We start from the raw sequence: 25,467 nt of genomic DNA on the forward strand, positions 1-25,467 counted from the left end.
CATGTGGCCCTGGGCAGTGGGCAGCGGTCTGGTCGCGGGACTGGGCCTGTTCCTCGTGGTGCGCGAGCTGCTCCCGTCGACGCCGCGGCTCCAGTCCGCGCTCGACCGGCTGAGCGGCGACGACAAGGTGGAGCCCATCACCGTCTCCGACGGCACCGAGCTCACCGCGACCAAGCGGTACACGCAGGTGTTCGGGGCGTGGGCACAGCGGCGCCTGCCGCTGTCCCTGCTGGGCCGGGGCGGGCCGACCCGAGCCGACCTGGACCTGATCGGCAAGACCGCCACCGACCACTACGGCGAGAAGGCGCTCGGCACGGTCATCGTGCTGGTGGCCGTGCCGTTCCTCGGTCTGTGTGTCGGGCTGCTCAACCTGGGCATGCCGGTCGGGGTGCCGTTCGGGGTCGCCCTGCTGTTCGCGGTCGGCGCCTGGTTCCTGCCGGACCTCGACGCGCGATCCAAGGCCAAGCGGGCCCGGCAGGAGTTCACGCGGGCCGTGTCGACCTACCTGGAGCTGCTCGCGATCGAGCGGGTGTCGGGCGCCGGCGCCACGCAGGCCACCTTTGCCGCGGCGCAGGTCGCCGGGTCGTGGCCGTTCCGGCGGATCGCCGCGGCGCTCGAACGGAGTCGCTGGGAGGGGCAGGCGCCGTGGGTGGCGCTGCGCGAGCTCGGCGAGGAGGTCGAGGTGGACGCGCTGGGCGAGGTCGCCTCGATCGTCGAGCTGGCGGGCACCCAGGGCTCGGCGATCCACGACCAGCTGCAGTCCAAGGCGGCGGCGATGCGCGACGCGCAGCTCGACGTCGAGCAGCAGATCGCGCACGACGCGACGGTCCGGATGACGGTGCCGGGAACCATGACCGTATTTGTGTACTTTTTGATGCTCATCTTCCCAATCGGGGTCACTATGTTTCAGACTGCTCCCTGAATCGGCTCGCCCCCGGTGATGCCGAGGTGTCACACGAGCCGCGTCTTACCCATTTGTTGAAGTCGACATCACCCCAGGAGTCAACATGAACCAGCACCTGAGCCAGGGCCGGACGGTGGCGGCGCGCGCCGCCGCACGGGCGTCGCTGCGCGCGGCCGCGGCGCGTGGTCGCGTCGACGCCCTGAACGCGCGATTCGCCGAACGTTCGGCAGAGCTGCGCCGACGGCTCGCCGACCGTGCGGGCGAGCCGGACGATGCCGGGCTGGAGTCCATCGAGGTCGTCGTCCTGTCCGTGGTGGGCCTCGGCATCGCCATCGCACTCGGCGCCGCGATCAAGGGCCTCGTCGACCGCTACATGTCGCAGCTCTAGGGATGTAGTCCATGAATGAGCGCGGTGCCGCCTCGTTGCAGACCGTCCTCACCTACCCGATCGTGCTGATGCTGATCTTCGGGATGGTGCAGGGGGTGCTCTACTTCCACGCGCAGAACACGGCACAGTCCGTGGCCAACGGGGCCGTGCAGGCCGCGCGCGTGGAGGGTGGCAGCATCGACTCGGGCTACGCGGAGGCGGCCTCGCGGCTGGCTCGCGGGGGCGACGCGTTCGCCTCGGTCCGCGTCTCGGTGACGCGCGGCGAGGAGATGGCCACCGCGACGGTGACCGGGTTGGCGCCGTCGATCGTCCCGGGGTTCCGCGGGTTGCGGGTGGAGCAGTCGGCGACCGGTCCGGTGGAGCGGTTCACGGCGCCGGTGGTGGGGCCGTGAGCGCCGCCGACGAGCGCGGCAACGTGGCGATCAACACGGCCGTCATCTTTCCCGTGCTGCTCCTGATCGGGCTGCTGCTCATCATGGCCGGCCGGCTGGTGCTGGCCGAGGGCGTGGTGCAGTCGGCGGCGAACGAGGCCGCGCGGGCGGCGTCGATCAGCCGCACGGCGAGCATGGCCGGGATACAGGCGACGTCGACGGCGACCTCCACGCTGGTGAACTCCGGGGTGCGGTGCTCGTCGACGTCGGTTCGGCCGGCCACGGACGCGTTCGCGCTGCCGCTCGGGACCGTCGGCACGATCACCGTGCGGGTCGAGTGCGTGGTGCCGCTGCGGGATCTCGGGCTGCCGGGCGCGCCCGGATCGCGGACGATCAGTGCGACGGGGACGTCGGTGCTCGACGCCTACCGGGGGCGGTCATGACCAAGGGGGCAGGGCGGATGTGGTTGCGGCGTGGGCGGACGGCGGCGACGCCGGAGGGAGCGCGAGCGGTGCGCCAGCGGGGCGAGGTGAACATCCTCGCGGCCGGCATGGTGCCGGCGCTCATCATCGCGATCGGCCTGGTGGTGGACGGCGGCGGGCGGCTGCACGCCGAGGACGAGGCCGAGTACGCCGCTGACCAGGCGGCGCGAGCCGCCGCACAGCAGATCCGGATCGACCGCGCGCAGCTGGGACTACCTCCCGAGGTGGATCCCGCGCGCGCGACACAGGCTGCCGCCGACACGCTCGGCGCGCTGGGAGTGCAGGGCGGGGTGACCGCCGTCAACGGCGCCACCGTCAGCGTCGGCACTCAGGTCACCTACAAGACGACGTTCCTGACGTTGATCGGAATCAGCTCGCTCAGCGTCTCGGCCGATGCCGAGGCGCGGGCGGTCCGCGGTATCGGACAGGAGGAATCCTGATGAGCACCTCGACAGCCCAGGGTCGTGCGGTGACCGGTGAGCCCGGCGCACCGCGGCGGGGCACCGGCGCGCGCGTGGTGAGGGGGCTGGGCGCGACGCTGCTGCTGCTGGCGCTCGTCGTCGGGATCCCGGTGGGCCTGTGGCTGCTCGGCGGACCCATCTGGACGGGCCCGGTCAGCCTCGATCGTGTGGTCTCGCTGCTCAGCAGCCCCGACGTCACGGGTTCGGTGCTGATCGGCCTGATCAAGATCGTCGGCTGGATCGCGTGGCTGACGTTCGCGGTCGCCGTCGTCATCGAGCTGGTCGCCGCACTGCGCGGACGGCGGTCGCCGCACGTGCGCGGGCTCGGTGCCCAGCAGCGCGCCGCGGCGGTGCTGGTCGGCGCGGTGATCACGATGCTGGTCGCGGCTCCCTCGGTCTCGCCCGCGATGGCCGCGCCCGTGCCGGTCGAGCCGGCCGAGACCGGGACCGTGGCGACCGCGCCGGTCTCGTCGGAGGCGGCCTCGCTCAGTGGCGCGTCCACCGATGCCGTCACCGGAGCGGCGGAGCGGAGGGCGGCGGCCGACGAGGCGGCCCCTACCTACACGGTCCAGCCCGGCGACTCACTGTGGCGGATCGCCGAGCAGACCCTGGGCGACGGCGCGCGGTTCAAGCAGATCGCCGACCTGAACTACGGCGTACCGCAGGCCGACGGGAGCGCGCTCGACGCCGGCAACTGGATCGAGCCCGGCTGGGTGCTGCGTCTGCCCGCGGAGGCGGCCGACGGCGCCGTCGTCCCGACGAGCACGACCGGGACCGACGGCGACGAGCCCGTGGGTCTCGGTCCCTCGAAGGCCGACGACGACCGGGACGAGACCGTGGACGTGACCAAGTCCCGGTCGGAGGCCGCCGAGGTCGTCGTGGAGTCGGGCGACACCCTGTGGGGGATCGCCGAGGAGGAGCTCGGCGACGGCACCAAGTACCCGGAGGTGTTCGAGGCGTCACGCGCCACGGAGCAGCCGGGCGGGGCGCGGCTCACCGACCCCGACCTCATTCTCCCGGGCTGGACCGTGACCGTGCCGGGTGCGGAGTCGGCTCAGGGCGAGGGCGAGAAGGACGAGGCGGCGAAGGACGAGGGCGCCGCCCAGGGGAAGCCGGGTGGCGCCGACGAGTCGGCGTCTGAGGGGGAGTCCGCCGACGCGGGCGCGGAGCAGGGCGGCGGAGCCGGGGCGGAAGCCGAGCAGCCGGGTGACGCGGAGGCCGGGGCCGGGCAGTCGGACGAGGCCGCCGGTTCTGACGCTGCCACGCCTGGGGCAGAAGGCGACGACGCCGCGGCCGACGGCGGTGCTGCCGACGGTGCTGTGGAGGCAGCCGGGGCCGCGCGGATCGGCCAGCGCGCACCTGCCAAGGAGCCCGCGCCCGAGCCGGCGACGCCGTCGGCCGAGGTGACGCCCGAGGGCGCCGTCGAGCCCGAGGACATCAAGGAGCCCGGTGGGGCCGGGAACGACGTCGTCGAGGAGCAGGCGCCGACCGACGAGCAGCCCGCGGGTGAGCAGCCGGCGCGGGAGCAGCCGGCGGGGCAGGCCCCGGCCGGCGACGAGCCGAACCGTGCCGCGCGGAACGCCGCCCCGAAGGAGGCATCGGCCCGTGGCGACGACGCGCGGGAGGACGCCGGTCGCGACGGTGCCGGTCGGGAAGGCGCGGACACACCGGACCCGGCCGACGCCGCGACCGGTACCGCCGGGATCGGTCGCCCGGGCGCCGGTTCCGATGCCGGGTCGGGCTCCGGCGACAAGGAGCCGAGGCCCGAGCAGACCGCCGAGGGAAACCTCGTCCCGGAGCCGGCGCCCGCACCGCAGGAGCCGACCGGGCCCCAGTACGACGAGGTGACGCCCGAGGACCTCCAGAACGACCCCGACCTGGAGCAGGACCAGTCGGCGCCGCGAGGTTCCTCGCTCGACGAGACGGTGCCCGGCAGCGGGCTGATCGCTGACGAGCTCATGCCGCAGGAGCCCGCCGAGCGGCGGAGCGACGAGAGGTCTGCCGATGAGAAGTCGGCAGACGAGAAGGCGGCTGCGGAGGAGCCGGCTGCCGAGGAGACGTCGTCCGGGAGCGGCACGACCTGGGGCAGCGATCCGGCGTCCGAGGACACCGTGACGGGCAACGGCCTGGAGGGCGTGATCGAGGAGCCCACCGAGCTCTACCCCGAGACCGAGGTCGAGCCGACGTCCGTCGGAGGCGCGGGTGCCGACGCCGCCGGTAGCGGCGCGGACGACTTGCGCCCCGAGGAGATCGCCGGTGACGAGCCCGTCGTGGAGCAGACCGCTCCCGAGGTCGCCGTCGAGTCGTCCCCGCCCGTGGCGGCGTCCGACGAGGCACCGGCGCCGACCGAGGCCGAGGCCGCGGGGCGCGCGGAGTCGGGGTCCGAGGCGATGGCCTCCGGGCCAACGGCGACGGCCACCGTGGCAGCCGGGGGCGGGTCGCTCCTGGACTCGGCGACCGATGTCGTGTCCGACCTGGCCGACGACATCGAGGAGTCCGTGGGCGTTCGGACCGCGGCCGGCGTCGGCGGACTGCTCGCCGCGGGCCTGCTCGCACTGGTCGCCGTCAAGCGGCGCCGGACGCGCAAGGGCCGCGAGCCGGGAGAGACCGTCGTCCTGCCCGACCCGGAGACACCGGCGGGCGTGCTCGAACGCGACCTGCACGCCGTCGAGGACCCGTTCGGGCGAGACCAGGTGGACCGCGCACTGCGGAGCCTCGCGGTGTGGCACCGCGAACGCGGACTGCCGCTGCCCGGCGTCCGCATCGCACGACTGAAGAGCAACGAGTTCGTCGAGCTGTACCTCGACCGCGCCTCCGAGCTGCCCGAACCCTGGGCCAGCACCACCGACCGGTTCATCTGGCAGCTCGCGGCGGGTGACGCCGATGCGGCCGCCCAGGTCGGGTCGACGCGGCCCGCCGGACCCGAGGACGGCGAGGCGCCGTACCCGGCCCTCGTCACCGTCGGTCACGACGACGAGGACGCGCACCTCATGCTCGACCTCGAGAACCTCGCATGCCTCGACATCCGTGGCACCGACGCGGCCGCCCAGGCCACGCTCGCGGCGCTCGCGGTCGAGCTGGCCACGAGCCTGTGGGCGGACGACCTGCAGGTCACCGTTGTGGGCACGCTCGGCGAGCTGCCCGGCGTCGTCGACACGGGCCGCGTGCGGCACGTCGCCGGTCTCGCGGAGATCCTGCGCGAGCTCGAGGCGCGCGCAGCCGACGTCGACCGTACGCTTGCGCAGGTCGGAGCCGCTTCCGTGGCTGAGGCGCGGGGTCGTGGGCTGGCGACCGATGCCTGGACTCCCGAGATCCTGCTGGTCGGCGAGCGGCTCGGCCTGACCGACCGGGCCAGGCTGGAGACCCTCGTCGAGCGTGTGCCCGGCGTCGGGATCGCCGCGGTGACGTCCAGTGCGGAGGTGGGGGACTGGGTGCTCGACCTGACCGGTGACCTCACCAACGGCGACACCACCCGCGGCATCCTCATGCCCGCCTACATCGCGGTGCGCCCGCAGCAGCTCGACGCCGCGACCTACGCCCAGGCGCTGGCTCTCCTGGCCGAACCCGAGACCGCACCCGGCCCCGAGTGGAGCCGTTCGATCGACCGCACCGAACCGACGCTCGAGGAGATCCCCGTGGAAGCTGTCCGCGCTGGTGTCGCGGATTCCGACGTCGCCGTCGGCGAGGCGGCGAGCCTCGCTCCGTCGCCGAACTTTGCCGTGGGCACGGTGGGCGGCACGACGACGCACGGTGCGCAGCCAGAGAGCTTCTCGCCGTGGGCACGGGCCGCGGTCAGCGTGGCGACGCCGCCGCTGGGGACGCCCGTCGTCGGGGGGCCCGCTTCCGGGGCCGCCGAACCTGCACCGGCCGAGGAGCCCGCCGCCGTCGAGCCGCCGATCGTGCGCGTACTCGGTGACGTGGAGCTCGCCGGGGCCACGGGCGTGGAGCTGCCCTCCACGCACCAGCGGCAGGCCACGGAGCTGATCGCCTTCCTGGCGTTCAACCCGGGCTCGCGCGGTTCGGACATCTCCAAGGCGCTGTGGCCGTCGCGTGAGCCCAATCTGGCGACGCGGCGGTCCGCGGTCTCGCGTGCGCGGCGCTGGCTGGGTACCGACGAGAACGGCTTCGAGTACCTGCCCCGCTACTGGTCCGCCGACGACGGTGGCCAGGCGGACCTCGAGTCGGCCGGCTACCGCCTGCGCGGTGTCGCAACCGACTGGCACAAGTTCTGCGACCTGGTCGGCCCGGACCTCACGCAGACACCGACGCCGGACCTGCTCGCCGCGCTCGACATGGTGCGAGGCAAGCCGTTCGAGGGCGTGCCGCTGCGCAAGTACGCGTGGGCCGAGCAGCTCATGCACACCATCTCGTCGGGCGTGGTGGACGTGTCCCACGAGGTGGCGCGTCGCGCGCTTCTGGCGGGCGACGTGGCGACAGCGCGGCACGCATCCCAGGTGGGACGGCTCGCCGACCCGGTGGACGAGCGGTCGTGGCGCAACGGGATCCGCGCAGAGATCGCCTCCGGTCGGCGCGACGCGGTGGGACGGCTGGTGGACCGGCTGCGCGATCACCTGGAGCAGCTCGCGATGGACCCCGAGCCGGACACCGAGGAGCTGTTGGCCCAGGTGGACGAGCAGGACCGCCGCCGGGAGCGCGCGGGGGGCTGAGGCTGCGGCGCACGTGGTTCCTGGCAGTGTCTGCCGGCCGCGACCACGTGCGCTCAGTCGAACCCGCCCGGGCCAGGGATCGGCGCCAGATCGATCGCGAAGCTCTCGGCGCCCTCGCCGGTGAGCTGCGCCAGGAGGGCGCGGATGGCGGCCTCTGCGTCGTCCAGGAGGACAGCGTGCACGACGGCGCCGGGGACGCCGACCGCGCGCAGGGTCCAGCGTTGCTCGCCGCGATACGCGACCACCGTGTACCTGTTCACGCCGGGCTCGCCGGACGTCGCGCCGTTGGGCGCTTCTGCTGAGGTGTCATGACCACAAGCGTGTAGAGGAACTGGGTAATCCGCTACTTGAACACACTCCCCGACATGTTATGACGTGGATCCGAGGCGAAAAATCCGCCTATCGCGCTGTATCTCGATACCGAAGTGGCCCGTCTCCTCAAAGTTATCCACAGGGCCCACTTTCCGGATCGCGGGTGCCCGGCTAGCGTCTTTCTCGGCCGTTGCGGATACGCAACGGCGTGGTCCGAGGGGGCGGGGTGCGGGGATGAGCGGCAGGATCATGCGCGCGATCGGGCTGATCGTGACGGCCGGCTTGGTGCTGTCGGCGTGCACTGGGTCGCCGGGGGAATCCGAGGCGTCGCCGTCCTCGGCTGATGACCCGACTCCGGTGGTGTCCGCGAGCCCGTCTCCGACGGTTCCGCCCAAGCCGGAGCGCCCGGAGGCGATGAACCGGGAGGACGCGGAGGGGGCTGCCGCTGCGGCGAAGTACTTCATCGAGCTCTACCCGTATGTGATGGCTACGGGGGATGTCGAGGAGTTCAAGGCGATGTCGCATCGGGCTTGCGGGTTCTGCGAGGACGCGCTCAAGCAGGCTGAGAAACTCCGATCGCGCAATGAGACGTGGACCGGTGGCGAGATCAAGACCGATCTGCGCGAAACCTACGAGCGAGACGAAATCACGGGTATCTACCCACTCGATTTCGAGGTGGAACAAGCCGCTGCGCGGATCACGGACTCCACGGGCGCGACGGTCTTCGAGGGCAAGAATGAGCGGGCGACGTACCGAGTCGAACTCGGTCTGAGAGATGGCGATTGGGTCGTTGCCGAGATCGCAGCGAGGCCAGCGCAGTGAAGCGCTTGCTCACCCGGATTTGCCTGGTCGCGGGAATGGTTGGGCTCGGGGGTTTCAACCCTCCGTCTGCCGTTGCGGATGATCCATACGAGCAGTTTGGTGGGACTGCTCAAGGGCAGACGGTCTCGATCGATGCTGTGCGCAAGCCGCAGCCAGCGGATGGGTCCAGCCCTAGTGTGGGGCAGCGCGCACCCGGGTATGAAGCCCTTGCGCCCGTGCGCCAATGGCGGGTCACTCCCGCCATGTGCTACCTCCGCGATCTCGGCGGTGCGACCGTCCTTGCCGAGTCCTGTGACGAAGGTCATCAGCTGGCCTACGAGGGCATTGAGTGCGAGGACGACGAGCAGGCCGTCGGCGCCCTCTTCGAGCAGCGCAGGCAATCAGGTGGCTGGTCGAGCGCGGAACTCGTGGAGGACGAGTCCTGCCTGGCCGAACAACGCCGCCAGATTGACCTTCCTGCCGCTGCCGCTAGGGCCTTCCAGGAGATGCCGATCGCGCCGTCGGAGGTGATCGTGCAGCCGCCCGACGGCTGGACGCTCGTCAACGTTGACACCATCGCCTTCACCGATCGGGAACCACGAACAGTCAGCACCGAACTGTTCGGCATCCCGGTAGAGATCCGGGCAGTGCCGAGCAGCTATTCCTGGGACTTCGGTGACGGGACATCGCCGTTCCACACAACCGAACCGGGTGCGCCGTATCCCGAGCACACGATCGCGCACGCCTATGCGAAGCCGGGCGCGGCGACCATCTCGCTCACCACCACATGGGGCGGCCAGTTCCGGCTGGCCGGGGAGCCCACATGGCGTGATGTGCCGGGTGAGGCGACGACGGCGTCGGTGTCGGACAGTCTGGAGATCCTGGAGGCGCGAGCCCGCCTGGTGGAGGACTTGTACGGTGAGTGAACCGGTAACTGGGGCTCAAGTGGTCGCGTGTTTCGCGGCCGTGGCTTCGAAGCAGCTGTCGATGAGTGCGGTGAGCTCGAGCGGAAGCGGGAGCTCCGCCGCTTCCTCGGCGGACAAGTCGTCGTAGAGGGCGACGGCAACGGGTCCCGCCATGTGGTCGGCCGGTGCGTCGGTGCAGAGCAGGATCCCGACACTAGGGCTGTGGGTATCCGGTAGGCGAAGGAGATCGTCCACCAGCGCGACCGTGTACCGGGTGCGGCCGATCAGCGCCGGATTGAAGCGCCCGACGTGTACCTGGACCGCGATGTAGCGCAGCTGGGTCACGTGGAAGAGGAGCAGGTCGACCGTGTAGTCGCGCTCGTCCTCCATCAGGCCCATGTGCCGGTCGGCCACGCAGATGTTGCGCGCCGGCACGGCGAGCTCTTCCTCGAGATGGTCCACCACGATGCCGGTGAAGGTGCGGCGGAGGGACTCGGTGATTTCGTCGATGACGTCCTCGAACCCCTCAGGTCCGGATTCGGTGCGCCGGAACATGTTCATCGTTCGCTGGTCCCCTGGGTGTGCGTCTGATAGGTCATGACCCAAGCCTGTAGAGGGATTACAACATCCGCCACCCGAGTTGCGTATACGCAACGAATCGCGAGGAGTGGCCATGGAGGCCTGACAGGGCGTGGCGTCTACATGGTTAAGTCTTGCCCTGCGTTGGCGAGATGTTGTGAATTATCACGGAGGCGCCTTGCCGGGAAGACGGATGTAGCGCACCCTTGGCTACGGCCGTGTTCACTGAGTTCTGCCCGAAGTTGAGGGAGTCGCCGATGGTCTCGTCCGCCATCACGCCCAAGCGCACCATCGCCGTCCTCATCGGAGTCGCAGTCATAGCGGTGGCCGCATTCGCGGTCGTGCGGTCGGGAGTGCTCGAGCCGGAGACGGTCCAGGGTGCAATCCCGGGCCCGGGATCATCGGCCCCCTCGGCGTCGGCTCCCGCGAGCTCGTCCCCCTCCGCTCCGTCGGCGCAGCCGTCCCCCTCGCCGACCACGCCGGAGCAGATCAAGGCCCAGAACATCGCCGACGCGAAAGCGCGTCTGGAAAAGTACTACGAGACGACTGCCCAGGTCGCAAACAACGGCTACAAGGACTGGGACACGCAGTTGAGGCCTTTCTGGGGGCATCCGGCACTGAGGTCCTCGCTCAGGGCTGCCTATACGGAGTCGGCTTCCTCTGGCGACTACACGACTGGCGCAGCCTCGGTTGAGTCAATGAACGTAACGCAGTATAAGGACTCGGACGTCGGCAACGAGGAGGTGCATCTCAAGGCATGCGTTGACTTTGGTGACGTGCAGAACTTCTCGCGAGCCGGTGACGAAATTCCTCGTGCTGCTGGCGCTCCTACCAGATACCAATTTGATTATGTGATGCGCCACCAAGGGCCGAAGAGCTATTGGACAGTTAACCAGCAGACGCCACACCCGGAGCAGGCATGCTGACCTTGCGGCTGAATCGGTGGGTTGGAAGAGCCCTGGTTGCGTCAATCGCGATGCTGGCCGCCGTGCTCGTTGGTGTGGCGCCAGCACCGATAGCAACGGCAGACGAATGCACTCCTACGACACTTCCCGACGGGGTAGTTATTCCGTGTGAAGGCGGAGGTGGTGGTGATGACGGTGGTGGCGACGACGGAGGAGACACTGGTGGCGGCGGCGGTCCGCGAGTCTGCCGCGACCTGGGCGAAGTAGTCCCGTGTAGCAACGAGTACGGTGCATGGGACGGCGATTGCTATGTGCGGAATGCAAGCCCGCAGCCTCCTGCCGGGGACCCGGCATGGGAGGGCCACGAGCCCGGCGACGGAACTGTGCTTGAGTGCACCCCGCCTGCATGTGCAGAGGCGGGCGGCAACCTTGAGAACTGCGAAGGTCATTCCTATTACTGGTCCGCCAGCCCCGCGGCTCCCGCCGGCCCCTCCGCCGAAGAACTCGCTCGACGAGCAGTAGCCGCGATGAACCTCAGCATGGGCCAGATCGGTTCCACCCCGCCGGCATCGACGGCCAACCAGAATCCCGTCGGCACCATCGGCCTGCCCATCTGGTTGTGGATCGCCAATCGCGCCGAGAACACAACCGGTCCGATCACCCGCACCGCGGGCGGCGGCGGACTGACTGTCACGGCCACCGGCACGCTCGACCGGGTCGAGTGGACCCTGACCGCAGCGAACGGCACCACCGTGGGCGCCATCTCGTGCGACGGAGCCAACGCACCGGGCACGCCCTACGACGGCCGCAACAGCGACGAGCCGTCGCCCACCTGCGGTTTCGGAGCTGACCTCAACTCCAGCCCGGGCAACCTGACCCTCACGGGAACGGCCTACTGGGTCGTGGAGTGGCAGAGCAGTGGCGGACAAGCAGGCGAGATCCCGTTTACGTCGCAGCCGAACAGCTCGCAGATCCGGATCGGCGAGCTTCAGGCGCTGCTGCGGGACTGAGCCGCATCAGATCGACCGAGGGGCGGACCCAGATCGGGTCCGCCCCTGCTGCCTTCTCGGCTCCATGAACAGCTTGACCTTTAGCGCGCTATGGGTTGTGCCACGGATCGCGTGCGGCCCTCCCAGACCCCCGCAGCTCGCCGTCAGCGTCCCCGATGAAGGGCTGTCGATCGGTGACGTCGCCGCCGTCGTCGGGCTGAGCGTGCAGACCCTGCGTTACTACGAACGCGAGGAGCTGCTGCTCGACCCGACACCGCGCCGAAGAAACGGTCACCGGCACTTTCATCGCGACGAGCTCGACCGGCTGGTCGGCCCGGTGATGCAGCGCGAGACCGGGGTGCCGATCGCGCGTGTCCGCGACGTCACCGCTCCTAGCCGGGGACCGGAGCGGGAGCGTCTTGTGGCCTTCGAGAACCACCGGAAAGCCGTCGACGCGCAGCTGACGCGGGAGCGGGACGCGGGACTACGTGCAGGCCGTAGCGGGGGCGGATCGGTGACAGGCGTGGCAGGCGCCCACACCGCTCAAACGTGGACGCCGAATCGCTCGTATCTCACCGCGAGGAATTCTCGGTCTGGCCGGTCAGCGCGCCGCTGGGGCAGTCTGATCTGCCTCCCGTGCATCTCCTGCAGGCCATGCTTCAGCATCGGCCCGTCGATCTCGGCAAGCAATCGGTCGGAAATGCGAACCTCGAAGTCGGGCGTCACCCCGAGCATGTTCTGGTCGTAGGCAGCGTGGTGGATCTTGCACATCGCGAGCCCGTTGGTCACAGTCGGGGCTCCACGCTCGTCGGAGTCGGGAATGATGTGCGCTGCGTCCAACAGGGAACCGTGCTTCAACTCGCACACCGTGCAGCGTGTCTCGTAGGCAACGATCACACGTGTGCGAAAGGCCGGCTGGTGCAGGCGTTGCTTCGCCAGTCGGCGTGCGTAGTCGCGCTGCGGCTCGGCCATTGCCCGTACGTCGGGAACGAAGTTGAACGACTCATCGAGCGCGATGATGAACGTGCGTTCCTCGGGGTAGTCCTCAACGACATAGACCGGAGCCACCGGGGTGTAGATGTTTGGCACCTCCTTGCGAAAGAGGATCAGGGGCACGCCGGTGGCCAGTGCGTTCCGCAGCTTGCGGTTGTCCCCTGACCACGGGTCCCCCTCTCTGTATGCGTAGTGCAGCAGACCGTCCTCGGCTTCGACGTCGTCGTACGGGCCGTGAACCGCACTGACTATTGAGAGCGTCGACTCGAAGGAGGCCGGGTTACGGATTCCGCGGGAGAAGTCGATGATTGGTAACTTCTGGTCGTCGATCTGGAAGCTCAAGAGTTCGGTGCGGTGGAGAAACCCACCGTTGGCTTCGGCGCGCTCCTGAACCCAGGAGATGATGCGCGTGCGCAGCGCTCGCTCGACCACAGATTCCATGACCACACCCCATCAGATTTCGCCGCTCTGCGGGAGCGATTCCCGGGGTGAGGACGAAGATGCGACACAACGCCGGGCGTGCCACAGGTGCCCGCGTTCCACCCAACCCGCATGCTGGACACATGGCATCCACCAGCTCCGTTCTCCGCGGCATCGGCCAGGTAGCCCTCGGCGCCGCTCTCCTCACGGCCGGCATCGGCCACCTCACCAAGGCGCGCAAGGAGTTCCAGGCCCAGGTCCCGACCTGGTTCCCGGCCGACCCGGACGCCGTGGTGGTGGGGTCAGGGATCGTCGAGATCGGCCTTGGTACGGCGCTCGTGGCCACGTGGAAGCAGCCCGCCCGACGGCGGCTGGGCGCACTGGCCGCCACGTTCTTCGTCGCGGTCTTCCCCGGGAACATCGCGCAGCTGGTTGAGCGGCGCGATGCGTTCGGCCTGGACACGGACCGGAAGCGGGCGCTGCGCCTGCTGGGCCAGCCGGTCCTGGTCGCCTGGGCGCTCGCCTCGACGCGGTCCCGGTCCGCCAGGGCCAAGGCCAAGGACTGACGTCAGGCGTCCTGGAACACGCCCACGCTGCTCGCGAATTCGACCAGCTCGAACGTCGAGCCCGTGACGAGAGTGGCTCCTGCCGCTCGGGCGACGTCGGAGACCTGCTCGACGTTCCCATACAGCACGAACGGGACGTGGGCGTCCTCCGCACGGACCTTCGTCAGCAGGCGGAGTCCGGCGTCGGGGACGTCGACGCCGGACTCGTGCCGGCCCATGTCCGAGATCACCAGGCCGTAGTGGCGCGCCGTGAGCAGGCGCATCGCCTCGTCCGTGGTGCGCGCAGTGTCCACCTCGGCGCCCTCGCGCCGCCACGACTCCGCGAGCATCGCGTTGTTCTCGGGGTGGTCGTCGACCCACAGGATCGAGTGGGGCGCCGAACCCGGCAGCGCGCCCTGCGTGTCCGGCCGATCGAAGTCGATCAGCTCGTCGGCCGGCTCAGCCTCGTGCTGCTCGCCTTCCGACCCGCCCCACGCGGCCTCCGACCCGGCCCTCGCCGCGTCCGTCCAGCCACCGGCCTCGCCCACCCCGACGTCGTCAAGCCGCTTGCGCAGCGCAGCCACCTCGCGCTGCAGGTCCGTGATCATGTCCGACTGTTGGTCCGTCGCCTGCTTGAGATTGAGCCGTTGCCCGCCGATCTCCAGCGTGACGTCGTCGGAGTTTCGCAGCTTTGACAGGAGCTGCCGTCCGAAGACCAGCAGTACGACGATCACGAGCAGTGGCCACAGCAGGCTGGCGACAGCCCCGATCAGGTCAGCGACAGGAGACACGGGAGAAAAGGTACAGGTCGGACGGTAGCGGGCGTCAGCCCTCCAGCAGCCCACGGATGTCGTCGGCGCCCAGCGACCCCGCGAACGCGCCCGCGTCATCGCTCAGCACGGCGTCGAACAGCCGGGCCTTGCGCTCCTTGAGCGCCATCACCTTGTCCTCGATCGTGTTCTCGGAGACCAGCCGGAAGACCATCACGTTCTGGGTCTGCCCGATGCGGTGCGTCCGGTCGATCGCCTGCGCCTCCGTCGCCGGATTCCACCACGGGTCGAGCAGGTAGACGTAGTCGGCCTCGGTCAGGTTCAGCCCGAACCCGCCGGCCTTGAGGCTGATCAGGAACACCGGTGCCGTGCCGTCCTTGAACCGGCCGATCACCTCCGGTCGGCGCCGGGTGGAACCGTCCAGGTACTCGTACGGGATCCCGAGCTCCTGGCACACCTCCGCGGCCTTGGCGAGGAACGATGTGAACTGCGAGAACACCAGCGCGCGGTGCCCCTCGGCGGCTACCTCGGCCAGCTGCTCGGCCAGCAGGTTGAGCTTCGCCGAAGCGACACCCTCGTACTCCGCGTCCACCAGCGACGCGTCCAGCGCCATCCGGCGCAGTGTCGTCAGCGCGCGGAAGACCGCTACCCGGTTCTCGTCGAAGCTGTCCAGCAGACCCAGCAGCCGGGACCGTTCCCGCTGCAGGTGGGTGTCGTAGATCCGGCGGTGCCGGGGGTCCAGGGTCACGCGGAGCACCTGCTCCTGCCGCTCGGGCAGCTCCGGCGCTACCTGGCTCTTGGTCCGGCGCAGCATGAGGGGCTTGATCCGACGGCGGAGCCGGCTCAGGAGCGGGCCCGAGTCGCCCTCACCGGCGACGGGCTTGACGTAGTCCTCCCTGAACTTGGTCGCCGACCCGTACAGCCCCGGCGCAACGATCGCGAGCATCGCCCACAGCTCCATGAGGTTGTTCTCCATGGGTGTGCCCGTGATGGCCAGCTTGAACGGCGCCCTCAGCCGGCGGGCCGACTCGTTGGCCCGCGTCTGGTGGTTCTTCGCGAACTGCGCCTCGTCGAGGATCAGCCCGCTCCAGCCGACGTCGGCGAACGCGTCGAAGTCCAGCCGGAAGATCGCGTACGACGTGACGACGACGTCCGCCCCGGCGGCCAGCTCCGCCACCGATGTGCCGGCCTTGCGAGCCGTCGTCGGGAGCGTCACCACCTTCAGGTCCGGCGTGAATCGCGCGGCCTCCGCCGCCCAGTTGCTCACCACCGATGCGGGCGCGACCACGAGGAACGGCGACGAGCCTGGCGCGGCCTCCTGGCGGGCCTGGGCCACGAAGGCCAGGGTCTGCACGGTCTTGCCCAGCCCCATGTCGTCGGCGAGGATGCCACCCAGCCCGTGCCGCCACAGGAAGGTCAGCCACTCGAACCCGTGCTGCTGGTAGGGCCGCAGCTCCGCCTTCAGGCCCACGGGCGGGGGCAGTGTCGGCGGGCCGTCAGCGCCGTCGGCGGTGAGCGCGACCAGCTCGCTCACCGAGTGCCGCCACCGGTCGGACTGCTCGACGAAGTCGGCCACGTCCTCCAGCTCGGCCCAGAGGCTCGCGTTGAATCGGCTGACCCGCAGCTTGCCCGGCTGGTCCGAGAGTCGCTGCGCCTCTTCGATCAGGGCCCGGAGCTCCGCGAACACCGGCAGGTCCGTGCGCAGCCAGGTGCCGTCGGTCAGCATGAACCGCTTCTGGTTGCGGGCCAGCGCGTCGAACAGCGACCCGAAGGGGATCTCGCGCCCGTCGACCGCCACGGTGACGCCCAGCTCGAACCAGTCCATGTCGCCGCTGTCGGTGGCGCGCATGCTGACGACCGGCGTGGCCTCGAGCCCGCGGTACTCCGGCAGCTCGTCGCTCTCGACCCGGACGTCGGGAAGCGCCCGGAGCGCGGGCAGCGCCGTCGTGACCAGGTCCATCGCCCGCAGTCCGCGGTACACCTCGGGCGCCACCCGGAAGTGGCCGAACCCGGGCAGCTCGCGCACCGCGGACACGGCGCGGCCCAGGGTCGCGGTCTCCGCCGCGAGGTCGCGCAGGTCCGCGCCCGGCTCCAGCGCCGTGGTCAGCGGGTACTCCTTGTCCGACGGCGGGTAGGCCCACCGCCACGTCACGTGGACCTCGGCCGCCGACACCGCCTCGACGGACGCGACGAGCTCCGGCCGGGGCAGGTCCGGCAGGTCGACGCCGGGCTCCGCGCGGACCCGGACCTCACGGCGCAGGAGCGGCAGGTAGTCCGCGAGGAACTCGTCGACCGCGTCGGCCGGGATGGCGACGTCGGACAGGTGTACCGCCGCGCGCTCCTGGTCGGTGAGTGGCGCCGCCGTCGGGCCCAGCGTGATGATGCGGCCCTGGGACGACTCCTCGACCGCGAACAGGCCGTGGTCGCCGAGCGGTCCGACGGACGTCGCGGCCGTGACCACGCCGTCGAAGGCGACGGTCCGCTCCAGGCGCGCGCCGCCGTCGGGCAGGGAGAGGTCGAGCGAGACCGACGCCTCGTGGGCCAGCCGCACCGACTCCCGCCGGGACTTGCCGACCAGCTCGATCCCGAGCTCCGCGGCGTCGGTGAGGTGGTGCCAGAAGGGTCGGGCGAGCACGTCGTCGAGGCTGATCCAGTCGCCGGTGCTGAGGTAGCCGTAGCCGCGCGGGCTCGTGGCGCGCAGGGCGTCGAGCGTGGTGAACCACTGCCGGACCGCGGGGTCGACCCCGCGGAGGAACCCGTTGCGGATGTAGTTCCACGAGGCGTTGCCGCCGACCCAGGCGCCCCGGTCGTTGCGCTGCACGGGCCGCATCGACAGGGCCAGATTGTTCGCGGCGGCGGAGCCGTCGATCCGCAGCTGCAGCGCCAGCTCCGGCGCCTCGTCGGGCGCCGGCCCGGTCGGCGGAGCCGCGGGCGCCGTGGGTACGAGCTGCTGGACGACCGCCTTCCACTCCGGCACCTGCGGCGCGCGGTTCAGCGACGACGCGGGCCGCACCAGCGAGGCCAGCCCGTCCGTTCCCGACTCCAGCAGGGTCGCCGCCACGTGCTTGCAGGCGGACCTGACCGGGCACGTGCAGTCCGAGCCGACGACGACGGGCGGCCCCGGCGGGTCCTCCTGGAACTCGATGGAGCACGAGTAGGTGCTGCGGCCGCTGCCACGCACCCACGAGATGAGGAGCATCTCGGCCGGCAACCACTCCCACGAGATGACCCGGCCGTGCTGCTGGTACTCCTCGCCGCGCTGGTACGCACCACTGCCCACCAGCAGCTTGATGGCCGCGGGGTGGATACGCGGGGCGGGGATCGGCGGGGGCACCCGTCCATGGTTCCACGCCCGCCGGCCGGCACCGCCGAGTTATCCACAGCGTGCCGCGCATCACACGGGGTGTCAGTGGCCTCTGGGAGGGTGTCCGCATGACTCCGTTGCCCGATGCCGGCCGCCGGCCCGCTGCGCTCAGCATCCTCGCCCTCGCCCTCGCGGCCTGGACGGCGGTGCCACAGCGCCTGCTGCTTCCCAGGGGCGAGCTCGACCTGGGGTTCACCACGAACAACGTGATCTACGTGATGGAGAACGCGGCGACAGCGGGAACCGTGCTGCTCGCCGTGGGAGCAGCCGCGCTCCGGGCCCGGCGGCTCCTGGTCGTGGCCGTCGTCGTGGTCGGCGTGCACCTGCTGGTCCAGGCCGGCACAGCCGTCGTGCAGCTGGCGCTCGGCGCCCGGCCCGACCTGCTCCTGGGCACTCTTGCCGAGATCTTCGTGCTGGCCGTCGTGGGGACGGGCGTCCTGCTCGCACTGCTCCTGGGCGATCCCCGGACGGCGCGGCGGGCCGGCCTGGTCGTCGTCCTGGTCGGCGCGGTCATCCACACCCTGTGGACGAGCGTGCTGCTCCCGGTCGTCTCGATGCTGTCGTTCGGGGGAGTGCTGACAGGGATGATCGGGTCATTGCTGCTGAGTGCGGCGCTGGGGCTGCTCGTCGTGGCGGCAGCCGCGCTGTGCGGCTGGGCGACACCCGTGACGCGGCGGATCGGGGCGCTGTTCGCGGCCGTCGTCGCGGTGCTCGGCCTTCTGGCCGCGGCCGGCTCGTTCGGCGTACTCGGCGCTGGGTACGCGGTGATGCAGATCCTGCAGGGGCTGCTGATGCTGACTGCCGTGCCGTTCGCCGTCGTCGCGGCCCGGCGCCCTGCGGTGGCCGTTACCCCTGATCCGGCCACCGTCGAGGCTTGAGAGACTGCTATCTCGCGGAGCTGGCCCGAATTTCTTCCAGTGCCACGACCTCGAGGATCTGCTTGACGATGATCGGGCCGACCGACTCCCAGGAGAGCATCTCGGCGATCACCATGTACGAGAGGTCATCCCCGGTGAAGCAGCCGCCACGGTGCAGAGCGTTGAGCAGGCGGTGCTTGGGCCAGGTGAGTTCGTCGAGCCGCTCGACCCGCCGCACTGCGGGGTAGAGACGGCCGACGGGAAGGGGCTTGAGCCGCGTCACTGCGGCGTCGGCCAGGCGTGTGACGCCTACGTCGGTCTTGTTGTCGACCTTACCGACGTACCAGGCGTCGTCTTCGGCCATGACCTCGCGGAACCAGGGGAATACCTCACCCCAGGTTGGCGTCGGGGTGACGGCGGGTGCGTCGGACATGAACGGGAGCCTCCAGTCCCTGTAGGTAACTAGTCTCAATCCTTGCACCGTTCGACCGGCAAAACAGGCATGTTCGCCTCAAAAGACCGGACCTCATCCACAAATTCACCCGCTTACCGGTTGCCGCACCAGCGCAGCCGTGCGAGTGCCGCGGAGGCCGAACAGGAGCGCGGCCACGACATAGCCCAGGGAGAGGGCGACAAAGAGGCCGGGCGACCAGCCGGCGTCCGGCACGAGGAACGCCGCGAGGGCCGCCGCGCCGACGAACGCGGCGTTGTAGAGCACGTCGTAGAAGGCGAAGGCACGGCCGCGGTACGCGTCCTCGGAGTCACGCTGCACGATGGTGTCGACGGCGATCTTGGCGCCCTGCGCCGCGAGGCCGAGCAGCCCGGCGGCGGTGACCACGGCGGCGAAGCCGGGCTCGGGCACGAGGATCAGCTGCGACACCCCCGCCACCAGGAGCATCACGGCGATCCAGGACTGCGGGGCCATGCGCCGCGCCAGCACCGCGGTGAGCAGGATCGCGAGCCCGCCGCCCACGCCGGTCGCCGCGATCACCGTGGCGAACATCGCGAGGCCCGCGGTCGGGTCGCCGGGATCGGCCAGCAGGTTGCGCGACATCAGGATCGACGCGATGAAGACGACCCCGTACAGGAAGCGGTGCAGCGCCATGACCAGCAGGGCCTGACCCGGCGTGCGGCGCGCGGCAAGGTAGCGCGCGCCGTCCACCAGGCCACGGACGACCACCGCCAGCTCGTTGCGGATGGAGCCGACGGCGGGCTCCAGCGGACCCAGCAGCGTGCGCGACATCCGCAGCCCGAGCAGCGAGGCGCAGCCCATCACGACGCTCGCGCAGGCCAGGGCCGTGGCGTCGTGGGCGCGGCCCGACGGCATCGCGAGGCTCAGCACGAAGCTCAGTCCGCCCCCGAGGAACGCCGCACCCGCGCCGAGCGTCGGTGTCAGCGCGTTGGCCGTGAGCAGCAGGTCGCCCTGGACCACGCGCGGCAGGCCGGCCGAGAGGCCGGCGAGCAGGAAGCGGTTGACGCTGAGGGCCGCGAGACCCAAGACGTAGATCGCGGGCGTGACGCCCTGCGTGAGCATGAGCACCGCCATCGTGCCGGTGATCAGCACGCGCACCGCGTTGCCGTACACCAGCACCTGACGCCGCTGCCACCGGTCCAGGAACACGCCGGCGAACGGGCCCACGACGGTGAACGGCGCCAGCATCAGCGCGAACGCTCCGGCGATCGCTGCCGCCGAACCCTGCGACTCGGGGCTGAAGAACAACAGGTTGGCAAGGCCTACCTGGAACATGCCGTCGCCCGCCTGGGACACGAGCCGCACCGCGAACAGCTTGCGGAACCCGGGGAGGCGCAGCAGAGCGCGTAGCTCGGCAAGGACGGTCACGCCGTCGAGCCTAGCCGCGCACCTTGCTCCCCACCTGGGCGCGGTTGCCCGGAAGTTCACCTGCGCGACACCCCTGGGCCAGCCCGAAGTCCTCCCACCGACACCGGCTCGCGCGACGGTGCCGAGCGTGTCCCCTCACCGCCGCCACGCGGCCTTCATCGCTTCCGGCGCGGTTCTCGCGCTCGGCCTGAGCACGATTCCGGCGATCGCCGCCGGCCACCACGCCCCGACCGGATCAACCGCGTCCACCGGGTCGTTCGGCGCGACCAGCGCACGCGAGACGTTTCACCGCCTTGCCACCTACCCCGTCTTCGAGAACGTCCCCGCGGGCACCGACCCCGCCGACCCGACCGTCGCCGAGATCTCCGCGGTCAGCGAGGACGGCCGGACCCTCGTCCACACCGACGCCGCCGCCCGGCGCATCGGCTTCGTCGACATCAGCGACCCGGCCGAGCCCAGAGGCCTTGGCACGCTGTCGCTCGCCGAACTCGGCTCGGAGCACGACGAGCCGACGTCGGTCGCCGTCGTCGGCGACCACGTGCTCGTCGTGGTCGACAGCTCGACGTCGTTCACCGCGCCGTCCGGCCGTCTCGACGTCGTCGACCTCGCGTCCCGCACCCTCGTGCGGTCCATCGACCTGGGCGGGCAGCCCGACTCGATCGCCGTCACGCACGACGGAGCACACGCCGTCATCGCGATGGAGAACCAGCGCGACGAGGACGCACCGGCCGACACCGGCGAGGGTGAGGAGGGCGACCTCCCGCAGGCACCCGCCGGGTTCCTGCAGTTCGTCGACCTCCCCGGCACCGACCCCGCGGCCTGGCAGGTGCGCCCCGTCGCGCTCGACGAGGCGGCGCTCGCGGCCGCAGGCCTGGACACCCCGCAGGACCCGGAGCCCGAGTACGTCTCGATCAACCCGTCCGACACCAAGGTCGCGGTGACGCTGCAGGAGAACAACGGCGTCGCCGTGCTCGACGTCGTCTCCGGCGAGCTCGAGAACGTGTTCTCCGCCGGCTCGGTCGCGCTGGAGGGCGTCGACGCCGAGGACGACGGCGCGATCGACCAGACCGGCTCCGTCGAGGCAGCCCCACGCGAGCCCGACGCGATCGGCTGGATCGACGACGAGCATGTCGCCACCGCGAACGAGGGCGACTGGAAGGGCGGCACGCGCGGCTGGTCGGTCTTCGAGGCCGCGACCGGCGACGTCGTCTGGGACGCGGGCTCCTCGGTCGAGGAGCTCGCCGTCCGCGTCGGCCTGCACAACGAGGACCGCGCCGGCAAGAAGGGCGTGGAGATGGAGGGCCTCGCCGTCGCGACCCTCGACGGCGTCCGCTACGCGTTCGTCGGCTCCGAGCGGTCCAACTTCGTGGCCGTCTACGACGTCTCGCGCCCGGCCGAGCCGCGGTTCGTGCAGGTGCTGGCGACGACGAACGGTCCGGAGGGGATCCTGCCGGTCCCGTCGCGGAACCTGCTCGTCGTCTCCTCCGAGGAGGACGCGGCCGAGGACGGCGTCCGCGCGTCGGTCTCGGTGTTCGGCAAGGGGCAGCGGTATGCCCGCTCGGCCGGCACGGCTCTGCTCGATGCCGCGGCTTTGCGGGGCTCGCAAGCTCACTCCTCAGCCGCGGCCTTCCCGTCCATCGTGTCCGCCGACGCCCGCACCTCCGCGGGTACGAAGAAGCCGATCGGCTGGACCGCGCTCGGCGCGCTCTCGGCCGACCCGGCCAAGCGTGACCGCCTGTGGACCGTGACCGACGCCGCGAAGTCGCCGACGTCGATCCTCTCCGTCTCGACCTCCGGTTCGCGCGGCTCGAAGAACGGCCCCGCGGTGATCGACCGCGAGATCGTCGTGACCGAGGCCGGCGAGCCGGTCGGCCTGGACGCCGAGGGCATCTGGGCGCGGCCGTCGGTCCGCGGCAAGGCGGGCGGGTTCTGGCTCGGCGTCGAGGGCGCGACCGGTCCGGAGAACGCGCTGGTGCGCGTCTCGGCGTCGGGCCGCGTGCAGGAGCGCGTCAGCCTGCCCGACGACGTCGCGGCGGGCCTCGGCAAGTGGGGCATCGAGGGCGTGACGGGCATCGTGGACCGCGCCGGCGAGCACCTGTTCGTCGCGCTTCAGCGGGGCCTGACCAGCGACGACGGCGTGGGCGGCTACGCGCGCATCGGCCGTTACGACGTCGCGACGGGGGAGTGGACCTGGTTCGGCTACGAGCTGTCGGAGCCCACCGCCGACGGCGACTGGGTCGGCTTGTCCGAGGTGACGGTCGTGGACCGCGACACCCTTGCCGTGATCGAGCGGGACAAGCTCAACGGCCCCGCGGCGAAGCTCAAGGCCGTGTACACGGTGGACCTGCCGAAGCGGGACCCGCGACCGGGCACGGTCCCGGTGCTGCGCAAGAAGCTCGCTGTCGACGTGCTGCCGGCGCTCCGTGCCACGAACGGCTGGACGCAGGAGAAGCTCGAAGGCCTCACGATCGGCGGTGACGGCCGCGTGTACGCGATCACCGACAACGACGGCGTCAAGGACGCGACCGGCGAGACGGTGTTCCTCGACCTGGGCAACGCCCGCAAGATCTTCCGCTGAGTGCTCACCCCGGCGGTCGAGCTTGTCGAGACCTGGTGAGGTCTCGACAAGCTCGACCATCTGGAACCATCGGGAACCAGCGGAAACCGCCGGATCAGCCCCGGGCGCCCACGTGGATCGCCAGCGCCCCGTAGGCCGGGACCGAGGCCGTGAACCAGCCGCCCGAGTCAACGGTCCGCTTCACCGAGCAGTCCGTGGCGGCCACGACATCGCAGTACGTCCCTGCAGGCAGCGACGTCTGGAACGAGCGCTGCACGGCCGAGGCGGTGTTGTTCAGCACCACGTAGCCCTTGGCGCCGCGGCCGTAGGAGACCAGGTTGCCTCCGTCGTCCCACCAGTTGGTGACCTCGGTGCCGGCCACCTCGTTGTGGAAGCCGACCATGCCGCGGATCTCGGTCCAGCGCTGCGTGCAGGTCCACCTGCCCGTGCCGCAGGTCGCGTCCGGGACCGTGGTCTCGGTGGCGCCGGGCGCGCCGGCATCGTTGTTCGAGAACTCGTAGCCCGAGTACACCGACGGTGAGCCGTACGGCCACGACAGCAGGAACGTGTTGGCCAGGACGTACTTGGCGCCCCACTTGTAGTTCATCGACTCGCCGTTGCGCTCCGTGTCGTGGTTGTCCACGAACACGCCCGCCCGGTCGTAGGGCAGCTTGCCGTCGCCGATGAACCGCAGGTTCTTGATCTGCCCGTCGAAGTCACGCTTGAGCTGCCGCGCGTAGTCGAACTCGTGCGAGTCGCCGCTGCCCAGGTACTCGGACGGCTGGATCGGCTCGCCCGCGGCCCCGATCACCTCGTGCACCCAGAACACGTTCGGGTTGCTCATCCGCGCCTTGATCGCCTCCAGGTCCGACGCCGGGATGTGCTTCGCGGCGTCGATCCGGAACCCGTCGACGCCGAGGGACACCAGGTCGTCGAAGTACGCGGCGAGCCGGCCGCGCACGTAGTCCGAGCCGGTGCGCAGGTCCTGCAGCGAGACCAGGCGGCAGTTCTGCACCTGGTAGCGGTCGCCGTAGTCCGAGATGTTGCTGCGGCAGTCGTTGAAGTCAGCGGCGCTGTACGTCCCGGCGAAGTTGTCGTCCGAGAACTGCGTGCCGGCGACGCCCGTTCCGGACTGTCCGGCGCCCGCCATATGGTTCACGACGGCGTCGGCGATCACGCCCACTCCCGCGGCGTCGCAGGTGGCGACCATGTTCGCGAACTCGGCCCGCGTGCCCAGCTTGGACTCGATCTTGTAGCTCACGGGCTGGTACGACGTCCACCACTGCGAGCCGCGGATGTGCTCCATCGGTGGGGAGACCTGGACGTAGCCGAACCCGGCGGGTCCGACGACGTCGGCGCACTCCGCGGCCACGGAGTCCCAGGTCCACTGGAACATGTTCAGGATGACGTCCCCGTCGCCGTGCGCCGGGGTCGCTGCCCGGGCCGGCTCGGCGGCGGGTGTGGCGGCGCTCGCGACCGGGCCCAGGGTCAGTGCGGCGGCGAACGTCGTCAGGGTGGCTAGCAGGCGGCGGGGCACGTTCGGATGGCGCGTCATGGCGGCTCCTTGCGGCGTCGTCCCGGCTGAGGCCAGTGCGGCGTTGCACGGCTGTTTCCGGATCTTGCTGCAAGCCTTGCAGAAACGTACGACGACACGCCAGAGGCCCGGGTGAAATACCCGGGCCTCTGGCGTGTCGTTGCCCCGACGGGGGTCGGTTCAGTCCTCGTTGGGCATGAGGATCCAGAACGCGATGTAGGCGAGGACCTGCGGTCCAGGGATGAAGATCGAGGCGACGGCGAGGACCCGGACGAGCGTCGGGTCCCAGCCGAATCGGCGGGCGATACCGGCGCAGACACCGGCGATCATGCGCCCCTGGCGCGGACGGGAGAGTGTCTGTGTGCTCATGTCATCGACGCTACGCGGGCCGCGGTCTGTCTGGTATCCGGTGACCCCCGGGTCCGGCCCTGAACCTACCCGGAGGGCCGACCAGGGTGGACCGGGCCGCCCGCGGGGGTGCTCAGGCGGCCTGGCGCTCGTTCGGGATGGCGACCCAGCAGATGAGGTAGGCCAGCACCTGCGGGCCGGGGATGAGGATCGAGGCGACGGCGACGACCCGCACGACCGTGGGGCTCCAGCCGAATCGGCGGGCGATCCCGGCGCAGACACCGCCGATGATGCGCCCCTGGCGCGGACGGGAAAGGGTGTTTGTGCTCATGTCCTCGACGCTACGTGTGCCGCACCCGGGGCGACATCTGGGCTCACCCGGATCTTGCCCTGAGCAAGGTCTGAGAGCTCCCCCGGAAGAGGTAGGGGTGAACTTCCTCGAAACGGTCCGGTCGGGCTTCCGGCGCCGCCTAGT

23 protein-coding genes and 1 pseudogene are annotated in these 25,467 nt (G+C 70.6%); 14 read left to right on the forward strand and 10 right to left on the reverse strand.

Features of this window, described 5'->3' with window-relative positions; genetic code table 11:
• The first annotated feature begins 1 nt into the window (after position 1).
• From ACH47X_RS10215 to ACH47X_RS10240, 6 genes are all read left to right on the forward strand, one after another.
• The gene (locus tag ACH47X_RS10215; RefSeq protein ID WP_397403836.1) at positions 2–922 is read left to right on the forward strand and encodes a hypothetical protein; all 921 of its coding nucleotides are present in this window, start codon (positions 2–4) and stop codon (positions 920–922) included.
• An 85-nt stretch (positions 923–1,007) separates the two neighbouring features.
• Positions 1,008–1,292, forward strand: a complete 285-nt coding sequence (locus ACH47X_RS10220; RefSeq protein WP_036971104.1) for a hypothetical protein — start codon at positions 1,008–1,010, stop codon at positions 1,290–1,292.
• An 11-nt stretch (positions 1,293–1,303) separates the two neighbouring features.
• Entirely contained in the window at positions 1,304–1,684 is a 381-nt protein-coding gene (locus ACH47X_RS10225) for a TadE family protein (RefSeq protein ID WP_036971100.1), read from the forward strand.
• Positions 1,681–2,106 (forward strand): TadE/TadG family type IV pilus assembly protein, encoded by a 426-nt coding sequence (locus tag ACH47X_RS10230; protein WP_020017365.1) that lies wholly within the window; start codon positions 1,681–1,683, stop codon positions 2,104–2,106. Before ACH47X_RS10225 ends, ACH47X_RS10230 begins: the two co-directional genes overlap by 4 nt.
• Positions 2,107–2,192: 86 nt before the next feature.
• A complete protein-coding gene (locus tag ACH47X_RS10235; RefSeq protein ID WP_026366037.1) occupies positions 2,193–2,585 on the forward strand; it encodes a pilus assembly protein TadG-related protein in 393 nt (130 codons plus the stop codon).
• Positions 2,585–7,273 (forward strand): LysM peptidoglycan-binding domain-containing protein, encoded by a 4,689-nt coding sequence (locus ACH47X_RS10240; RefSeq protein WP_397403839.1) that lies wholly within the window; start codon positions 2,585–2,587, stop codon positions 7,271–7,273. The genes ACH47X_RS10235 and ACH47X_RS10240 overlap by 1 nt, the downstream gene beginning before the upstream one ends.
• 53 nt (positions 7,274–7,326) lie before the next feature.
• Here the strand turns inward: ACH47X_RS10240 and ACH47X_RS10245 are convergent, their stop codons facing one another.
• On the reverse strand, positions 7,327–7,533 hold the full coding sequence (locus ACH47X_RS10245; protein WP_397403841.1) for a hypothetical protein: 207 nt from the start codon (positions 7,531–7,533) through the stop codon (positions 7,327–7,329).
• A 286-nt stretch (positions 7,534–7,819) separates the two neighbouring features.
• Here ACH47X_RS10245 and ACH47X_RS10250 point away from each other — a divergent pair, with 286 nt between their 5' ends.
• Together ACH47X_RS10250 and ACH47X_RS10255 are read left to right on the forward strand one after the other, a co-directional pair.
• Complete coding sequence (locus ACH47X_RS10250) at positions 7,820–8,407, forward strand: DUF6318 family protein (RefSeq protein WP_397403843.1); 588 nt, start codon at positions 7,820–7,822, stop codon at positions 8,405–8,407.
• Between the two features lie 242 nt (positions 8,408–8,649).
• The gene (locus tag ACH47X_RS10255) at positions 8,650–9,312 is read left to right on the forward strand and encodes a PKD domain-containing protein (RefSeq protein WP_397403845.1); all 663 of its coding nucleotides are present in this window, start codon (positions 8,650–8,652) and stop codon (positions 9,310–9,312) included.
• A 15-nt stretch (positions 9,313–9,327) separates the two neighbouring features.
• Here the strand turns inward: ACH47X_RS10255 and ACH47X_RS10260 are convergent, their stop codons facing one another.
• Positions 9,328–9,852 (reverse strand): PDDEXK nuclease domain-containing protein, encoded by a 525-nt coding sequence (locus ACH47X_RS10260; protein WP_397403847.1) that lies wholly within the window; start codon positions 9,850–9,852, stop codon positions 9,328–9,330.
• Positions 9,853–10,088: 236 nt separating this feature from the next.
• On the opposite strand from ACH47X_RS10260, the gene ACH47X_RS10265 reads away from it, so the two are divergent.
• The 3 genes and pseudogenes from ACH47X_RS10265 to ACH47X_RS10275 form a co-directional block, all read left to right on the forward strand.
• Positions 10,089–10,796 (forward strand): hypothetical protein, encoded by a 708-nt coding sequence (locus ACH47X_RS10265; RefSeq protein ID WP_397403849.1) that lies wholly within the window; start codon positions 10,089–10,091, stop codon positions 10,794–10,796.
• A 506-nt stretch (positions 10,797–11,302) separates the two neighbouring features.
• Complete coding sequence (locus ACH47X_RS10270) at positions 11,303–11,785, forward strand: hypothetical protein (RefSeq protein WP_397403851.1); 483 nt, start codon at positions 11,303–11,305, stop codon at positions 11,783–11,785.
• 64 nt (positions 11,786–11,849) lie between these two features.
• Positions 11,850–12,089: pseudogene (locus ACH47X_RS10275) on the forward strand (MerR family DNA-binding transcriptional regulator); the annotation flags it as partial.
• A 218-nt stretch (positions 12,090–12,307) separates the two neighbouring features.
• Here ACH47X_RS10275 and ACH47X_RS10280 read toward each other — a convergent pair.
• Positions 12,308–13,198, reverse strand: coding sequence for an HNH endonuclease (locus ACH47X_RS10280; protein WP_397403853.1), 891 nt, complete (start codon positions 13,196–13,198; stop codon positions 12,308–12,310).
• Positions 13,199–13,320: 122 nt separating this feature from the next.
• Here ACH47X_RS10280 and ACH47X_RS10285 point away from each other — a divergent pair, with 122 nt between their 5' ends.
• Positions 13,321–13,743, forward strand: coding sequence for a hypothetical protein (locus ACH47X_RS10285; RefSeq protein ID WP_397403855.1), 423 nt, complete (start codon positions 13,321–13,323; stop codon positions 13,741–13,743).
• A gap of 2 nt (positions 13,744–13,745) precedes the next feature.
• On the opposite strand, the gene ACH47X_RS10290 is transcribed toward ACH47X_RS10285, so the two are convergent.
• Both ACH47X_RS10290 and ACH47X_RS10295 read right to left on the reverse strand, forming a co-directional pair.
• Entirely contained in the window at positions 13,746–14,513 is a 768-nt protein-coding gene (locus tag ACH47X_RS10290) for a response regulator (RefSeq protein WP_397403858.1), read from the reverse strand.
• Between the two features lie 34 nt (positions 14,514–14,547).
• Positions 14,548–17,826 (reverse strand): DEAD/DEAH box helicase, encoded by a 3,279-nt coding sequence (locus ACH47X_RS10295; protein ID WP_397403860.1) that lies wholly within the window; start codon positions 17,824–17,826, stop codon positions 14,548–14,550.
• Between the two features lie 98 nt (positions 17,827–17,924).
• Between ACH47X_RS10295 and ACH47X_RS10300 the strand changes: the two genes are divergently transcribed.
• Positions 17,925–18,734, forward strand: coding sequence for a hypothetical protein (locus tag ACH47X_RS10300; protein WP_397403862.1), 810 nt, complete (start codon positions 17,925–17,927; stop codon positions 18,732–18,734).
• Positions 18,735–18,741: 7 nt separating this feature from the next.
• Here the strand turns inward: ACH47X_RS10300 and ACH47X_RS10305 are convergent, their stop codons facing one another.
• Both ACH47X_RS10305 and ACH47X_RS10310 read right to left on the reverse strand, forming a co-directional pair.
• Positions 18,742–19,146 carry a hypothetical protein gene (locus ACH47X_RS10305; RefSeq protein ID WP_397403864.1) on the reverse strand — a complete coding sequence of 135 codons (405 nt, stop codon included), beginning with the start codon at positions 19,144–19,146 and terminating at the stop codon, positions 18,742–18,744.
• A 105-nt stretch (positions 19,147–19,251) separates the two neighbouring features.
• On the reverse strand, positions 19,252–20,553 hold the full coding sequence (locus tag ACH47X_RS10310) for an MFS transporter (RefSeq protein WP_397403866.1): 1,302 nt from the start codon (positions 20,551–20,553) through the stop codon (positions 19,252–19,254).
• Positions 20,554–20,680: 127 nt separating this feature from the next.
• Here ACH47X_RS10310 and ACH47X_RS10315 point away from each other — a divergent pair, with 127 nt between their 5' ends.
• Positions 20,681–23,131, forward strand: coding sequence for an esterase-like activity of phytase family protein (locus ACH47X_RS10315; RefSeq protein ID WP_397403868.1), 2,451 nt, complete (start codon positions 20,681–20,683; stop codon positions 23,129–23,131).
• 94 nt (positions 23,132–23,225) lie between these two features.
• Here ACH47X_RS10315 and ACH47X_RS10320 read toward each other — a convergent pair whose 3' ends face one another.
• The 3 genes from ACH47X_RS10320 to ACH47X_RS10330 form a co-directional block, all read right to left on the reverse strand.
• Positions 23,226–24,665: an alpha-amylase family protein gene (locus ACH47X_RS10320; RefSeq protein WP_397403870.1), complete on the reverse strand. Its 1,440-nt coding sequence runs from the start codon at positions 24,663–24,665 to the stop codon at positions 23,226–23,228.
• A 159-nt stretch (positions 24,666–24,824) separates the two neighbouring features.
• On the reverse strand, positions 24,825–25,013 hold the full coding sequence (locus ACH47X_RS10325) for a PspC domain-containing protein (protein ID WP_397403872.1): 189 nt from the start codon (positions 25,011–25,013) through the stop codon (positions 24,825–24,827).
• Positions 25,014–25,125: 112 nt separating this feature from the next.
• Positions 25,126–25,323 (reverse strand): PspC domain-containing protein, encoded by a 198-nt coding sequence (locus ACH47X_RS10330; protein WP_033327770.1) that lies wholly within the window; start codon positions 25,321–25,323, stop codon positions 25,126–25,128.
• Between the last annotated feature and the right edge of the window lie 144 nt (positions 25,324–25,467).

It is taken from the genome of Promicromonospora kroppenstedtii, assembly GCF_044389675.1.
Taxonomy (GTDB): Bacteria; Actinomycetota; Actinomycetes; order Actinomycetales; family Cellulomonadaceae; genus Promicromonospora; species Promicromonospora kroppenstedtii.